The sequence below is a fragment of the Haloarchaeobius sp. FL176 genome (assembly GCF_024609245.1).
Lineage (GTDB): Archaea > Halobacteriota > Halobacteria > Halobacteriales > Natrialbaceae > Haloarchaeobius.
This window is the reverse complement of sequence record NZ_JANJYH010000009.1, coordinates 17,995-32,715: the sequence shown is the minus strand read 5'-3', so window position 1 is coordinate 32,715 and position 14,721 is coordinate 17,995. Positions and strand designations below refer to the sequence as shown.

Below are 14,721 nucleotides of genomic sequence, written 5' to 3'. Positions count from 1 at the left end.
ATGAGCTGCTACGAAATCGAAGCCCTGCGACTCGGACTGATGAACGTGCTCGGGACCGAAGACCGGAGCGCACGTGAACACGCAGAGACCGAACTTGACGGTCAGCTGGATGGCCCCATCGAGGCCCTGGCAAACGCGGAGACCCTTTCGGAGATCGAGCGCCACCTCGACGCGGCGCTCGTCGACCTCGAGGAGGAGATCGCCGCCACCGGTTCAGACGACCCGGAGTACGACTACATGCGTGGCCGACTGGTGGCCGTCCGCGACGCGGAGCGAGCCGTCCATCGACTGACAGACCAGGGCGAGAGCGTCCTCGGCGGGCTGGGTGAGGCACACGACGTTCTCCACGAGACCTTCCCCGCCGATGGGTAAACCCCTGCAACAGCGGGCTGTCGGGCTCGGCGAGGTACCGCCCGCTCGCTCTCGGCATGCAGGCAAGCGGTCGGCGGTCACGTTGTCCGAGGAGCTAGTGGTCACTGGAACGGCCACCGGGGACGTGGTCGCTCACGACCGAACGACCCTCGACGAACGCTGGCGCGCGGAGACGGAGACCGAGATGACGTCCGTCGTTGCGGCGGAGCCGTTCGTCGACGGCGTCGCGGTCGGCGAGCGCAGCTCGGATGGAACGATCAGGTTCTACGACGGAAAGACCGGCGAGCTCCGGTGGCAGTACGCCACGGCGACCGACCTCGGAGCCCCGCAGAGATCGTCTCGATTCTTCCTCCCGTTCGTCGCAGCTATCGAGACAGACGGGGATCGGTTGTACGTCGCGGCCCGCCGCTACGAGCGCGACGGTGAGTCCCGGTCGTTCACCAGTGTCGTCTACGCGCTCGATGAGACGGGCGATATCGTCTGGACGCACGATACCGACGCCTCTCCGATCGGTCTCGACGTCGAAGGTCACCGCCTGGCCGTCGCGTACAATCGCTGTCCCGGCACCCACCAGCACGGGGTGGTCGTCCTCGACCCTGAAACGGGTGCCGTGCGATACCAGTGGGACCCCGGTACCGACGGCCAGCGCCGCGTGGGTGACGTCTCGCTCGTCGAAGACGGCGTCGTCGTCGCCAGCCACGGCGACTACTGTGGCTACCGCCTCCGCGATGGGGGCGCCGAACAGTGGTGCGTCGACCTTGGGACACCAGCGGTTGTCGACGACGAAACGGTGTACGCCTATCCGAACCACGTGCACGCGACGGCGAACGGTGCGGTCTTCGTCACGGGGAACACGTATTCGACGGCTGGCCGCGAGACGACGTCGCTGCATCCCCGTGAGCACACCGCCCTCGGGTACGCGCCGGACGGCGAGTGCGTCTGGACGGCTTCGGTCGGCGGTTTCGCGAGTGAACTCGGTGTCGAAGGCGACCGTGTGGCTGTTCCCGGGGCGCAGCATTTTCGCACGCGGGATGCAGAAGTCCACGGGCTGCGAGTGTTCGGGACGGGGACTGGCCCCGGAGCGACCCTGGAAACCGAAGGCATCGTCACGGCGGTCGCACTGGACGCTGAATCGTTCGTCGCCGTGGAGGAGCCGGTGGTTTATCACGACGAGGGCGAGCGACGGGGAGCTTATCGGTTACTACTGGGTGCAGGCCACCGCTAGACCCGGATAGAAGGAGGTCACTTGCTAGCGGAGAGGTTCCGCTCGGCGTTACTCGCCTAATCGCGACGCGTCGGCACCGAATTCGTCTTCGAGCAGTTCCGGCACGTCTTCCGGGAGCACGTCGGAGTACCACCGATTGCGGGGCTGGATGGCGATCGCGGTCCCCTCGGCGCTACACAGTCCGAGACAGCTCGTCTCCGCGACGTGGACCCGTGACCAGAAGACGCCCCGGTCACGCAGCCACGACTGCACCGCTGCGTACACCTCGTCGCCGGACGCCTCCGCGCAGCAGGCGTACTCGGAGTCCCGCGCGTTCGTACAGACCAAGACATGGTCGGAGAACCCGTTCTCGAGGACGTCCTCTGTTCGCGGTCGCATCAGTCTGCGGTGAGGGTTCCGTCGGTGGCCGAGGGTGCGATATCAGCAGGCCCCGTGTCCACCGACCGGCGGCGAAGTCGGGCGTGAGTGCCTGCGAGGAGCAGCCAGAGTAACGCCTGGCCGAATACGATCATACCCGTCAGTCCGACCGCCAACTCGGATGGAAGGGAGCTCTCCACGGCGTTCACCGGCGAGAGAACGGCCGGAATCGCGAGCAGACCGAGAGGCAGCATCGCGGCGATGGTCGCTGTCGTTCGTCCGTGGGTGTCTCGGAGTCGACCGTAGACGGCCCCTCCGAGCGAACAGACGAGCGCACCGGCCACCATCATCCCCCCGTAGAGTAGGATGCGCGTCTCCGTCGGGAGCGACTGTTCGACTCCGGGCGGCTGTGGCGGGAGCACGAGCCACGGCGCCCCGGAAACAGTGATGAAACCGGCGACGGCCAGGAGATAGCTCTTCGTCCCGCCGGTTCCCGGAATCGCGGGTTCGAGGAAGTAGTAGGCAGCGCCGAACACGGCTCCGCCGAGGAGAACGCCCCACAGAACACCGGAGACGATACTCACGCCGTTTGTCACCGTCGTCGAAACGGCACTGTCGTGCGCTGCTCCACTGCTTGCCTCGTGGTGTTCCTCAGTCGCGTGTTCGTCACCGGCAGCGTGAGCATCTCCGTGTCCGAGTTCGTCGGTGAACGCGACGAGCGGATTCGCGACGAGTGCCATGAGGAGCCCGAACACCAGGCCAGCGACCACCCCCGCTTTCACTCCTCGCTTCAGATAGGCAGCGAACATGGTCAGTGGCAGGTGATTCCCGCGGTGTGCCGGAAGTTGTGCATCGCATCGTGCAGCGTCGGCTCCTGCACGAACAGGAGGGCGAATCCGAGTGCCGCGACGAGAGCGAGTCCGGCAGCCAGCTGCGTCGGCGTTAGTTCCACGCGTGCCTGTTCGACTCTATCGTGAACGGTGTTGTTGGCAGCCGCCATTCTAAACCACAGTTGCACAATATCAAGCTAAATTGTAAAACTTCCGGACGAGCGAAACCTAACCTTCGTGCGCGGCGGCGACGGCCGCCTCGACTCGTTCGGCTGACAGCGCGGCGAGGGGGACGCACTCACCGTCCGTTTCGTCGACCACCAGCCCCGTTACACCGGTTCGATCACCGTCACTGGCGTCGACGACGACCACGTGCGGATCGAGTTCGCCCAGCCGTCTCGCGGCTTCACGCGTCTCGCGAACGGGGCTCTCCACTGCGACGTTCGCCCGGCCATCAGTGACCAGCACGACGACGCTCGCGTCTGGGTCGGCCCTGTCGAGCACGTCGCCAGCCGTTCGGAGACCTGACGGGAGTGGCGTCCGGTCGCCGGTCGGCAGGTCCTTGAGATGGCGGGCAGCGAGGGTGACGCTGTCTGTCGGCGGGAGGAGCACGTCCGCTTCCTCGCCGGCGAATGCGACGAAAGCGACCTCGTCGCGCTCTCGATACGCGTCCTTCAGGAGTTCCAGGACGGTTCCCTTCGCCGCACGCATCGCCGACTGCATCGACGCGCTCGCGTCCACGACGAACACCACCAGCGCGGAGGACTCGCTCTGGCGGACAGATTGACGGAGGTCGCGAGACTCGACGGACGAAGCACCGCGGGCGGACGCCGCTCGAACTGACGCCGCGACGTCTATCCGCCGGTTCGAGTCCGCCCGCTGACTCCGTACCCGTGCCCCCTCGGTATCTACGTGTGGCTGCGTCCGCGACCGGGATCCGCTACCTGCTCTCCCGTCCTCGACGGCTTCGGGCGCGGTCAGTTCGGGAGCACGACCGGCCCCGATATCAGCACGTGATTCACCGGGGACGAGCGGTCTCCCCCCCGTCACGTCGCCGGGTTCGTCCGGCTCGTTGCTCTCGTCGGTCGCCGCTGCCTCGCCATCGTCGGACCCTGCCCCATCATCCGGTTCCGGGGACGACGTGCCGGGTGCGTCCCCGTCGGACCTGCCGTTTTCTTCGGACGCCCCGGAATCGGTCGGGTCCGACGCCTCGCTCTGCTCGGCGTCTCCAGTATCGTCCTCTGCATCCGAAGGATCCTCGTCCGCATCAGCGGTCTCAGAGTCGGAGCGGTCGTTTCGGTCCTCTTCCCCCTCGTCGTTTCCCTCACCGTCGAAGTGGTCGTCGATGAGTTCACCAGGGTCGGGTGCGTCCTCGAACGGCCGTGATCGAAGCCGGTGGGGGAGCGCGAGTTCTGCCGCCCGCTGCACGTCGGCTTCGATGACCTTCGTGCGTCCGTCGAGAGCGGCGAACGTCCTGGCGGCGCGTGCTGTCGCGATGTCTCCGCGGTGGCCGTCGACACCAGCGTCACGACAGAGCTCCGCGACGTCTCGGGCGAACTGTGTCGATAGCTCGACCTCGGGGAGCAGCCTGCGGGCTCGCCAGAGCTGGTCCCGGTAGTCCCCGTTCTCTTGACGGTCACTGCTCGATTGGATCGCTCCGTCGCCAGCTGTTCGTCCGATCGCTCGGTCGATGATACCGACTCGTTGCTCCACGTCTTCACAGGCGGTGACCGTCGCCTGGAGCGCGAAACGGTCGCGAAGCTGCGGTCTGAGATCTCCCTCTTCGGGATTCATCGTTCCCACGAGCGTGAACCGAGCAGGATGAGAGACACTCATGCCGTCACGTTCGATTCTGTTGACCCCGCCCGCCGCCGCATCGAGTAACACGTCGACGAGGTGGTCGTCGAGGAGATTCACCTCGTCGACGTAGAGGATACCGCGGTTCGCCCGCGCGAGCAGTCCGGGGTCGAACTCGTATTCGCCGCCGAGTGCGTCCGCCACGGAGAGTGTCCCGACGACCCGTTCGCGGGTCGCCCCCAGCGGGAGCGTCACGAGCGGAACCGACCGTTCGGTCGTCGGCGGGTCGGCCCGCTCACGACAGTCCTCACACTGATACGCTGGCGCATCCGGCGGGCAGCCGTACGGACAGTCCTCGATTGCATCCTGTGTGGGGAGAAGGTCAGTTACCGCCCGCACCGCCGTGGACTTCGCCGTTCCTTTCTCGCCCTGTACGAGGAGGCCGTCCAGGTCGTCGTTGGCTGCGATGGCCAGTAAAGCGCTCTTGAGTTCCGCCTGACCGATAATCTCCGAGAAGGACAGCGAGGCCCCCCGACCGTGCGAAGCTTTTTTCCCTCCGCCGCAATCAACCATGCTTGTATTAGAGCAATAGAGGTTTAACAACGTTATGCCAAAAATCGGCCTATACACCGCGACCGAGAACGAACTCGGAGCTGTCCAGCAGGCGGCGGGGCGAACCGACGTCGACCTGGTCGTTCGCTCGGAGAGCGACCTCGACGATCAAACAGACGTCGACGCGTTCCTCGACGAACTCGATGATGCGGCGGCGGCGATCTTCTGGCTGCACGGCGCCGAGGAGAGTATGCCAGGATACGACCACGCCGTCAGTCGGCTGGAGGAGGCTGGCGTCCCGCTGGTCGTCAAATCGACCGGTGACGCCTACGCACTCGAGGACACGTCCGTCACTGCGACAGACCGCGACCGAGTCTACGAATATCTGGAGCGAGGGGGGACCAGCAACGTCGCGAACTGCGTTCGGTTCCTGGTCGACGAGTACGGGACCGCCGAGTGTGACTTCGACGACCCCGTGTCGCTTCCGACGGAGGGTGTCTACCATCCGGACCATCCGGGGGCATCCTACGAGGAGCTGGTCGGTACGTTCGATCCAGACACCCCGACCGTCGCCATCTGGTTCTACGAATCCCACTGGACCCACGAGAACACGCGGTACGTCGACGGGCAGGTACGCGCCGTCGAGGCCCAGGGTGCGGATGCACTCCCGATCTTCTGTAATCCCGCGACCGACAGCGACGAACAGTGGGACGCTGAACGCGTGACTGAAGCGTGGCTCCTGGACGACGGAGAGCCCCTCGTCGACGCCGTGCTCTCGTCGTTCATGTTCTCCCTGTCGATGGAGGAGCGAGGCCGGGCGGCCGACGACGAAGGGGATGGCGCGGCGGAGGTCTTCCTCGACCGACTCGGCGTGCCCGTCATCCAGACCGTGACGACGATGCGGTCCCGCGCACGGTACGAGAAGAGCGACACGGGCGTCATGGGGTTCGAACTCGCGCTGTCGGTGGCTCTCCCGGAGTTCGACGGCAACGTCATCACGCATCCGATCAGCGGCAAGGAACGGACCGACGACGAGGCGGGTATCGGAAGCGCACCGAAACAGCACTTCCCCATCGACGACCGGGTGGACCACGCCGCACGGCTCGCGGTCAACTGGGCGACTCTTCGGCATAGCTCGAACGAAGAGAAGAACGTCGCGGTCGTCCTGCACAACTACCCGCCGAGCGACGATGGCATCGGGACTGCCTTCGGGCTCGACAGTCCCGAGAGTACGGTCAACCTTCTCCAGGAACTACTCGAACGGGGCTACGACCTCGGCGGACGGACACCAACGAACGGTCAGGCCCTGATAGATCAGTTGACCGCGCAGCTGACCCTCGACGACCGCTGGGTCGCCCCGGCGGACGTGCGCGACCTGAGCGTCGACGTCGTCCCCGCAGAGCAGTACCGCGAGTGGTTCGCAGCCACGGACGAACGCTTCCAGTCGAACATCGTGGACGAGTGGGGCGAAGTGCCCGACCGTCCGTTCGCTATCCCGGGTGTCGAGTTCGGGAACGTCCTCGTCACCGTCCAACCACCGCGTGGGTTCGGGATGGACCCCGCGAAGGTCTATCACGACTCCGACCTCCAGCCCCCCCACGACTACGTGGCGTTCTACGGCTGGCTCCGGAACGCGTTCGAGGCCGACGCGGTCGTCCACCTCGGCACGCACGGGAGCCTGGAGTGGCTTCCCGGCAAGACGGTCGGACTGAACGGCGAGAGCGCTCCGGACCAGCTCGTCGACGATATCCCGAACGTCTACCCGTACATCATCAACAACCCGGGCGAGGGGACCCAGGCGAAACGGCGCTCGTACGCGGCCATCGTCGACTACCTGACGCCAGTGATGCGCAACGCCGGAACCTACGACGAACTGGCCGAACTGGAAGAGCTCGCCGACCAGTATCGCGAAGCCGGGATGGAAGACGCCCGCACCGACGACGGCGAACACCTCGAACGGCTCCTCCGGGAGACGGTCGATTCACTCGACCTCGCGGTCGAACTCGGCATCGAAGGCGACATCGAGGAACGCGCCGAGGTCCGCGGTCCAGCGGAAGCCGGGACGACGCTCGCCGAGGGGAGCGTCGACGGTGATGGGGTCGACGTCGACGAACTCGTCGAACGCATCCACGAGTACCTCACGGACGTGAAGACGACCCAGATCCGGATGGGGCTCCACACGATGAGCGAGCCGCCAGAGGCGGACCGCCTCGTCGAGTACCTCGTCGCACTCACGCGCCTGGAGAACCCGGGCGGGCCGAGTCTCCGGGAGAGCGTGGCCGGTGTGCTCGGTATCGACTACCAGCGGATGCTCGACGAACCGGGGGTGTACGAGGACGAACTGGGCATGACACTCTCCGAGGCTGCCGACGAAGTGTACGAGACGAGTTGCGAACTCGTGAAGACGCTGGCGGACCACGACTTCGACATCCCGGCGTCGGAGGTGGAAGCGAGACCAGGAGACGAGGTCAACATGAACCTTCTCGTGGTTGACATCGACCCGCTCGGGGACGCACGTGTGCGGTCCGGCGCACACGACGACCTGCGGGAGGCGCTGGCGTTCATCTGTGAGGAGGTTGCTCCTCGCGTCCGAGGTGCGGAGGACGAGGTCCCGAGAACGGCAGACGCCCTGGCCGGCAAGTACGTCCCCCCCGGCGGGAGCGGTGCGCCGACGCGGGGCGGGGTCGACCTGTTGCCGACAGCACGGAACTTCTACACGCTGGACCCGCGAAAGGTCCCCGCGAAGAGCGCGTGGCGTGTCGGGAGGGAGGTTGCGGACGGAGTCGTCGCGCGCCACCACGAAGCGGACGGCGAGTATCCCGAGGAGGTCGGGGTCGTCGCGTGGGGGACGCCGACCGTTCGAACCCGGGGCGAGACCATCGCTCAGGTGCTCGCGCTGATGGGCGTCGAGCCCGAGTGGACCGACGCCGGACGTATCGACGACGTCACGCCGATTCCCCTGGACGAGCTCGACCGTCCCCGAATCGACGTTACCACTCGCGTCTCGGGGCTGTTCCGCGACGCCTTCCCGCAGGCCGCGGGCGTCGTTCACGACGCTGTCGACGCCGTCGTCGACCTCGACGAACCGCACGAGATGAACTACGTCAAGAAACACGTCGAGACGGAAGCCGAGCGGCTCGACGAGCAGGGCGTCGAGGACCCGGAAGCGGCCGCCAGACATCGGGTGTTCACGACCCGACCCGGCGGGTACGGTGCGGGCACGAACAAGGCAGTCGACGAGGGGAACTGGGACGACCGGTCCGACCTCGCCGAAGTGTACGTGCAGTGGGGTGGATACGCCATGGGGAAGCGGGGCCGCGTCACGGAGGCGCACGAGTCCTTCGAGCGACGCCTCGGAAGCGTCGACGCCACGGTCAAGATCGAGGACACCGCCGAACAGGACGAGTTCGACAGCTCCGACTGGTACGCGTTCCACGGCGGGTTCATCACCGCCGTTTCGGAAATCGCGGGGGAGGAGCCGGCCTCCTACGTCGGCGACTCCAGCGACCCCGACAACGTCTCGGTGTACACCAACGAGGAGAAGGTCCGCAAGGCGATGCGCGCCCGCGTGCTCAATCCCGACTGGCTCGACAGCATGGAGGAACACGACTACAAGGGTGCCGGCGACCTGTCGAGTACCGTTGACGTCGTCCTCGGCTGGGACGCGACCACAGGTGTCGTCAGTGACGCGCTCTGGACCGACGTTGCCGAGAAGTACGCGTTCGACGAAGACCGACAGGAGTGGATGCGCGACGTGAACCCGTGGGCGCTGGAGAGTATCAGTGACACGCTCCTGGAGGCGATCGACCGCGGACTGTGGGACGCCGACGACGAGACCGCCGACCAGCTCCGGGACATCAATCTTCGAGTTGACGGTGACATCGAAGCGCGTGCCGGGAGCGCGAACCCATCGGAGGTGTCCAGTGATGACGACTGACGACAGCCAGACAGACGGCGGCAGCGAGGTCGGAGACGCCAGTGACTTCGAGAAGTACGCTGACCTCGGGGCCACCACCGAGAACGCGATGGATATCGCGGAGACGAGCATGGATCGTGTGCGCGAACTCGTCCCGGACGAGACGCTGGCCGACCGCATCCGACAGAAGAGCGTCCACGCCACGGGCGATCCCGAATTCCAGCACCTCGTGCGGTTCACCGGTGAGACCGCTGACGAACCGGTCGTCGCCGGCACACGGGCGGTCCTCGACGAGCAGCCGATCGTTACCGACATCACGATGGTTAAGGCCGGTATCACTGGTCGGGGTCACGACTGCCGCGTTCGGAAGGCGATCGGGAACGGTGCCGACCTCGCGAAACGGACCGGCATGACGCGGACGGCGGCGTCCGTACTCGAACTCGACAGAGAGGGGGTTTACGACGACGCCATCGCCGTTATCGGGAACGCCCCCACTGCGGCGCTTGCCCTCGCGGACTGTATCGAAGACGGCACGCGCCCGGCCGTCGTGGTTGCCACCCCGGTCGGCTTCGTCAAAGCTGCCGAGGGCCGGACGCGGCTGCGGGAGGCCGCGGGTGCGTACGACGTCCCTGCAATCACGAACGTCGGCCGGCGCGGTGGAAGTGGGTTGGCGGCCGGCCTGACGAACGAACTCGTCCACGTGGCGAGCGACGTCCGGAGTGGAGAGGTCGAGCTCCCGTGAGCGACACGTACGACCTGAACGCCGGGCCCGATCCAGCGGCACTGGCGGCATCAGCCCCGGAAACCGAGTCCGTAGCTGCGGAGAACCCAGTGTACGCAGTCGGTATCGGTCCGGGGAACCTGGAGTATCTGACACCTCGCGGCGAGCGCGCGATCCGCGATGCCGACGTCCTCGTGGGCTTCGAAACCGTCGTCGAGTTCGTCCGCGAGAAGACGAATGCGGATGTACTCGCGTGTGGGTATCGTGACGAGGGCGAGACGCTCGCAACCTTCGCTGACCGCGTTGCCGACGGGGAGACCGGCACGGCCGTCCTGATGGGTGATCCGAACCACTCGGGCTATCAGTTCGTCGGGAAAGTGCAGGCCGCCGTCGAACCGCCCGTCCGGGTCATCCCTGGAATCTCGTCCCTGCAGGTGGCCGCCAGCAGGGCACGAACACCGATGGAGGAGACGGTCTTCGTGACGCTCCACAGGAGTGGGGACATCACGCCCGGGCTCCGTCGACTTCGCGACGAGGTGGGTGACCGACACCTGCTCGTGCTCCCGCGTCCCTACGACTGGATGCCGGAGGACGTCGCCGCCGAGTTACTCGATGCGGGTGCATCCCCCTCGCTCGGAGCTCTCGTCCTAGAGCGTCTGACACACGACGACGAAGAAGTGACGACGACGACGCTGGGGAGGCTCCAGACACTCGCGAAGGAGTCGGAGGGAGAGACCTCACCGTTCTCCGATCTTTCGATATTGGCCGTTCGGTCCAGCTAGCCCCGACTGATTCGGCCCCGTTCCGAATCTTCGTTCGTATCCCGCCCACCACTATCGACGAGCTGCGACGCCCATCTCGTGTCGCTATCGCTACTATCTTGCTGACCGAGTCCGGGCGCACCAAAACTTATTTCATAGTCCGCCTCGACGCCTAAGACAACCCTAATTGGGTTAGCACAATTTTGATTGTGCAAGTGGACGAGCCATGACAACCGAATCAATCCTGCTCATCGGCCGTGATACGAGAAACGCCCCCGAAGTGCTCGAAGCACACGCCAGCCGTCTCAGCCGTCGTTCCGTCGTCGACGATGTCGAGATAGCGACGTACGAGAGTGAACCCATCCGTGAGCTCAAAGCCGAGTTCGAGCGGATTTCTGCGGATACAGTGTATGCGGTCCCCATGTGTACCGCACATAGCCACGAGACGATCGACGGTGTCCCCGCCGCGCTCTCCTACATCTCCGGGGACGTCCACTACTGCGAACCACTCGGGCAGAGCCCAGCCGTCACCGAGGTGATAGAAGAGAAAGCAGCACGCCTGCTTCCCGCATCCGACGATGTCTCTCTCATTCTCGTCGGATTCGGGAGCAGCGCGAAACCGTACCACAGCCAAACGACCGACTACCACGCAGCCCGACTGCGAGAACAGTCCGAATACGGGGAGGTGCTTTCCTGCTATCTCCTCCAGAATCCCACGGTCGAATGCGTCCGGTACAACGCCAGCAAGAACCAGTCGGTCGCTGTCCCACTCTTTCTGACACGGACCGAGGCGACCGAGAGCAGGATTCCCGACCAGCTCGAACTCGCCCGGGGTGGCATCGAGTATGCCGACCCGCTTGGTTCACATCCACGGATAACGGATGCCGTTCACGCAGAGGTCGAAAAGCAGCGCGTGCTCGCTGACGACCGCGGCGCGTCAGCAGCTCCGTTCGAAGCCCGGTTGGCCCGGACGCGACGCCCGGTCGCCACCGACGGAGAAGGGGTCCAGCGGTAACGATTCGGGTCTCACACGGAGAATCGTTCTCGTCGAGCACCACCGATACGGCCCGTATCGATGGAATCAGCGCAGCAGACAGACCCTGAGGTGAGGGTTCACGCGCACAGTACAGCTCTCGCAATCTTCGAACACGGTCATCAACTGTGCTCGCGAACTCCTCGGAATCGTCGTCTTCGGGAGCGTTGCACGCGGCGAGGCGGACAGACGGAGTGACATCGACCTCTTCGTCCTCGTCGACGGCAACCGAACGGCTGCCCGCCGAATCGTCACTGACGTGGTGGCCGACCTGCGCGAGGAACGCTTCGACGGCGACCGGTTCGAGTTCGAGCCCTTCGTCGAATCGCTCCAGAGCGCGCAGCGCGCTGACTCGAAGCTCGACGGAATCTTCTCGGAAGGCATCACTGTGTACGGAACTGACGAACTCCAGTCGCTCCGAAAGACGGTGATGAGCGGTGAGTAGTACGGAAATCGAGCAGCTCATCGTCGACGCCCAGGCAGCGTTCGACCGTCGACCGACCCAGATCGAATCCGGGCTCGATAGCCGGACGTACTGAGCAGGGCCCGAATCGAAACCCATCGGCCAGTACTCGCTATCTCCCTGTCCGAAACAGTCGGTGAACCCGCTTTGCTCACCAGCGGACGAAGGGTAAGTCCGGTGCGTCAAGCGCGACGAACTCCGAAACGAACTCCGTGGCGGGTGATTCGTACACCTCACGTGGCGTTCCCACCTGTTCGATTCGCCCTTCGTTCATGACCGCGATTCGGTCACACATCAGCATCGCCTCCTCCTGGTCGTGGGTGACGTAGAGACCAGTCACGTCCAGCTCGGTGAGGAGGTCGCCGACTTCGTCGCGGAGTCGAGCCTTGAGCTTCGCGTCCAGACCCGTCATCGGCTCGTCGAGGAGGAGTACGCTCGGCTCGATAGCGAGTGCCCGCGCGAGGCCGACCCGCTGCTGCTGGCCCCCCGAGAGCGTCGTCGGGTCTCTGTCGGCCATCTCCCCGATGCCGAGCATGTCGAGCAGTTCGTCGGCGCGCGCACGGCGCTCCGATTTCCCGACCCCGCGCATCTTGAGTCCGAAGGCGACGTTCCCCCGGACGGTCATGTTGTCGAAGAGGGCGTACTCCTGGAACACCAGCCCGACGTTTCGGTTCTCCGGCGGGACGTGCGTGACGTCCCGTTCGTCGAAGCTGACCGTCCCAGCCGTCGGGGTTTCGAACCCCGCGACAGTGCGCAGGGTGGTCGTCTTCCCACAGCCCGAGGGGCCGAGCATGCCGACTATCTCGCCGTCGTCGACGGTGAGTGAGACGCCGTCGACGGCCATCGTTTCGCCGTATCGTTTCCGGACCGAGTCGAGAGTGATTCGTGCCATTGGTTATCCTCTGGGGTCGAAGCCACGCGAACCGACCTGCTGCAGCAGGACGGTGACGGCGACGATGATGCAGAAGAACATCGACACCGCGGCGGCAGCCCTGGTGAACGAACTGTTCGAGATGTGGCGTTGGAGGAACAGTGCAAGCGGCTGGGTTCCCTTCGCCCACACGATGTAGGAGAAGTTGAACTCGGCGGCGGCGAGCGTCCAGCAGATGATCGCGCCGGAGACGATTCCCGACCGCGCGTTCGGGACGATGACGGTGAAGAACGTTCGCGGCCACGATGCGCCCAGCGAGCGGGCCGACTCCTCCAGCCGCTGGAGCGGCATCGACTCGAACTCGCTTCGGACCGCCATCACCATGAACGGTGCCTTCAACAGCGAGTACCCGACGATCAGCCCGAAGCTCGTCCCGGAGAGATCCGGATACGCGCGCAGGAACGCAACGCCGAGGATGACGCCGGGAACGAGCGGCAAGACGGAGATCGCGCTCACCCACTCGTCCCACCGGAAGTCGTAGCGGGCGACTGCATACGCGATGGGCACACCGACGACGAGGTTGATGAACACGCCACCGAGTGCGAGGCCGATGCTGAAGAGCAACTCAGATGGAACGGCGAGCGTGTACCCCCCAACCGACAGGAGCGAGTCCCAGCCCATACTCCGCTGGGAACCGATCGTCTCTGCCAGCCCGAGCACCTCACGCCAGTTCCGAAGGGTGACAAACTCCGAGGGGAACACGCCACTCCACTCACCGGCGAACGAGCCGACGAACGTGAGCAGGACGGGGGCGATCAGGAAGGCGACAGTGAGAAACAGTATCACCGTCACCAGCTCCCGGCCGAACCGTCGTGACGGCGCGACGGTCACAGTCCCACCTCCGCATCGGTGTACCGCAGGCCGAAAGCAGTGAATGCGAAGGTGAACAGGAAGTACACCGTCGCCATCGCGCCAGCCACCTGGATGTTGTAGCCGGTCGCGAGCTCCCGTGAGATCTGGAGTGTCCAGACCAGGACCGTCTGGATGACGATGAGCGTGCCGAAGATCGCCAGGCCGGTCCGGAAGGTGAGAATGAGCGCACCGGTGATCCCTGGTCGTATCTGCGGGAACGTCACGTGCCGGAACGTCTGCCACGGCGTCGCGCCGAGTGACTGGGCTGCCTCCTCGGCGGCGTGGTCGACTTCCGAATACGTGCCACGCAGGATGAGTGTCGCCCGAGGGATCATCGAGTAACAGAAAGCGACGAACAGTCCAGAAGCGCTCACCGCGATGGCCAGGTCGGTCGCCGCACGGCCGGTGAGCATGGCAAAGAGGTTGGTCACCAGCCCGTTGTTCCCGAGCAATACGAGGATCATGAACGCCGCGACGATCCCCGGCAGACTGATCGGGAAGGAGACGAGCGTGACGAGAACGTCCTCCCCGGGAAGGTCGTACTTTTCGAGCGCGTGTGCGACGGGGACCGCGACGCCGACCGACGCGAGCGCCGTCCCGCCGGCGAGCCAGAGGGAATTGAACGCCACCTCTCGGTAGTACGGGTCCGTAAAGAGGGTCTCGTAAGCCGCCAGCGAGAAGCCGACGGAGCGGTACTGTTCCGCTGAGACGCTGATACGAACGACTTCGAGGAGCGGGTAGGCACCCGCGATAGCCACCAGAATGGCGAAAGGTGCACACAGCGCGACGACCCGTCGACGTCGCCGGTCACGCTCGGTGACAGGATTGAGGACAGACCCGAAAACCGCAACCACCCGAACGGCGCTGGCTCGGAGCCGTGGTCCCGGGCGATCCGTATATTCGCCGAGCAT

Annotated in this window: 13 protein-coding genes and 1 pseudogene; 7 read left to right on the top strand and 7 right to left on the bottom strand. The window is 65.3% G+C overall.

Annotated elements, in window-relative coordinates:
- Window positions 1-372 carry a DUF3209 family protein gene (locus NO978_RS15205; RefSeq protein ID WP_257300443.1) on the top strand — a complete coding sequence of 124 codons (372 nt, stop codon included), beginning with the start codon at window positions 1-3 and terminating at the stop codon, window positions 370-372.
- Window positions 365-1,597, top strand: coding sequence for a PQQ-binding-like beta-propeller repeat protein (locus NO978_RS15200; protein WP_257300442.1), 1,233 nt, complete (start codon window positions 365-367; stop codon window positions 1,595-1,597). The genes NO978_RS15205 and NO978_RS15200 overlap by 8 nt, the downstream gene beginning before the upstream one ends.
- A gap of 48 nt (window positions 1,598-1,645) precedes the next feature.
- On the opposite strand, the gene NO978_RS15195 is transcribed toward NO978_RS15200, so the two are convergent.
- Genes NO978_RS15195 through NO978_RS15180 form a run of 4 tightly spaced genes read right to left on the bottom strand, consistent with a single transcriptional unit; the run spans window position 1,646 to window position 5,154 of the window.
- Window positions 1,646-1,975, bottom strand: coding sequence for a ferredoxin (locus NO978_RS15195; protein WP_257300441.1), 330 nt, complete (start codon window positions 1,973-1,975; stop codon window positions 1,646-1,648).
- Window positions 1,975-2,763, bottom strand: a complete 789-nt coding sequence (locus tag NO978_RS15190; RefSeq protein ID WP_257300440.1) for a CbtA family protein — start codon at window positions 2,761-2,763, stop codon at window positions 1,975-1,977. Before NO978_RS15190 ends, NO978_RS15195 begins: the two co-directional genes overlap by 1 nt.
- A gap of 2 nt (window positions 2,764-2,765) precedes the next feature.
- A complete protein-coding gene (locus NO978_RS15185) occupies window positions 2,766-2,954 on the bottom strand; it encodes a CbtB domain-containing protein (RefSeq protein WP_257300439.1) in 189 nt (62 codons plus the stop codon).
- Between the two features lie 58 nt (window positions 2,955-3,012).
- Complete coding sequence (locus NO978_RS15180; RefSeq protein WP_257300438.1) at window positions 3,013-5,154, bottom strand: ATP-binding protein; 2,142 nt, start codon at window positions 5,152-5,154, stop codon at window positions 3,013-3,015.
- A gap of 34 nt (window positions 5,155-5,188) precedes the next feature.
- Here NO978_RS15180 and cobN point away from each other — a divergent pair, with 34 nt between their 5' ends.
- The 5 genes and pseudogenes from cobN to NO978_RS15155 all read left to right on the top strand — a co-directional run.
- On the top strand, window positions 5,189-9,070 hold the full coding sequence (gene cobN, locus NO978_RS15175; RefSeq protein ID WP_257300437.1) for a cobaltochelatase subunit CobN: 3,882 nt from the start codon (window positions 5,189-5,191) through the stop codon (window positions 9,068-9,070).
- Entirely contained in the window at window positions 9,060-9,791 is a 732-nt protein-coding gene (locus NO978_RS15170) for a precorrin-8X methylmutase (protein ID WP_257300436.1), read from the top strand. Before cobN ends, NO978_RS15170 begins: the two co-directional genes overlap by 11 nt.
- Window positions 9,788-10,552 (top strand): cobalt-precorrin-7 (C(5))-methyltransferase, encoded by a 765-nt coding sequence (locus NO978_RS15165; RefSeq protein ID WP_257300435.1) that lies wholly within the window; start codon window positions 9,788-9,790, stop codon window positions 10,550-10,552. The genes NO978_RS15170 and NO978_RS15165 overlap by 4 nt, the downstream gene beginning before the upstream one ends.
- Window positions 10,553-10,757: 205 nt before the next feature.
- Entirely contained in the window at window positions 10,758-11,546 is a 789-nt protein-coding gene (locus NO978_RS15160) for a CbiX/SirB N-terminal domain-containing protein (protein ID WP_257300434.1), read from the top strand.
- 154 nt (window positions 11,547-11,700) lie between these two features.
- A pseudogene (locus NO978_RS15155) lies at window positions 11,701-12,009 on the top strand (nucleotidyltransferase domain-containing protein); the annotation flags it as partial.
- A gap of 169 nt (window positions 12,010-12,178) precedes the next feature.
- On the opposite strand, the gene NO978_RS15150 reads toward NO978_RS15155, so the two are convergent.
- The 3 genes from NO978_RS15150 to NO978_RS15140 are packed head-to-tail and all read right to left on the bottom strand — an operon-like array spanning window position 12,179 to window position 14,721.
- On the bottom strand, window positions 12,179-12,919 hold the full coding sequence (locus tag NO978_RS15150) for an ABC transporter ATP-binding protein (RefSeq protein ID WP_257300433.1): 741 nt from the start codon (window positions 12,917-12,919) through the stop codon (window positions 12,179-12,181).
- A gap of 3 nt (window positions 12,920-12,922) precedes the next feature.
- The gene (locus NO978_RS15145) at window positions 12,923-13,789 is read right to left on the bottom strand and encodes an ABC transporter permease subunit (RefSeq protein ID WP_257300432.1); all 867 of its coding nucleotides are present in this window, start codon (window positions 13,787-13,789) and stop codon (window positions 12,923-12,925) included.
- A complete protein-coding gene (locus NO978_RS15140; RefSeq protein WP_369684151.1) occupies window positions 13,786-14,721 on the bottom strand; it encodes an ABC transporter permease in 936 nt (311 codons plus the stop codon). The genes NO978_RS15145 and NO978_RS15140 overlap by 4 nt, the downstream gene beginning before the upstream one ends.

Excerpts from the sequence above, each read along its gene's own strand:
- NO978_RS15205 (WP_257300443.1), top strand. The coding sequence starts at position 1 with ATGAGCTGCTACGAAATCGAAGCCCTGCGACTCGGACTGATGAACGTG.
- NO978_RS15200 (WP_257300442.1), top strand. The coding sequence starts at position 365 with ATGGGTAAACCCCTGCAACAGCGGGCTGTCGGGCTCGGCGAGGTACCG.
- NO978_RS15195 (WP_257300441.1), bottom strand. The coding sequence starts at position 1,975 with ATGCGACCGCGAACAGAGGACGTCCTCGAGAACGGGTTCTCCGACCAT.
- NO978_RS15190 (WP_257300440.1), bottom strand. The coding sequence starts at position 2,763 with ATGTTCGCTGCCTATCTGAAGCGAGGAGTGAAAGCGGGGGTGGTCGCT.
- NO978_RS15185 (WP_257300439.1), bottom strand. The coding sequence starts at position 2,954 with ATGGCGGCTGCCAACAACACCGTTCACGATAGAGTCGAACAGGCACGC.
- NO978_RS15180 (WP_257300438.1), bottom strand. The coding sequence starts at position 5,154 with ATGGTTGATTGCGGCGGAGGGAAAAAAGCTTCGCACGGTCGGGGGGCC.
- cobN (WP_257300437.1), top strand. The coding sequence starts at position 5,189 with ATGCCAAAAATCGGCCTATACACCGCGACCGAGAACGAACTCGGAGCT.
- NO978_RS15170 (WP_257300436.1), top strand. The coding sequence starts at position 9,060 with ATGACGACTGACGACAGCCAGACAGACGGCGGCAGCGAGGTCGGAGAC.
- NO978_RS15160 (WP_257300434.1), top strand. The coding sequence starts at position 10,758 with ATGACAACCGAATCAATCCTGCTCATCGGCCGTGATACGAGAAACGCC.
- NO978_RS15150 (WP_257300433.1), bottom strand. The coding sequence starts at position 12,919 with ATGGCACGAATCACTCTCGACTCGGTCCGGAAACGATACGGCGAAACG.
- NO978_RS15140 (WP_369684151.1), bottom strand. The coding sequence starts at position 14,721 with ATGCTCGGCGAATATACGGATCGCCCGGGACCACGGCTCCGAGCCAGC.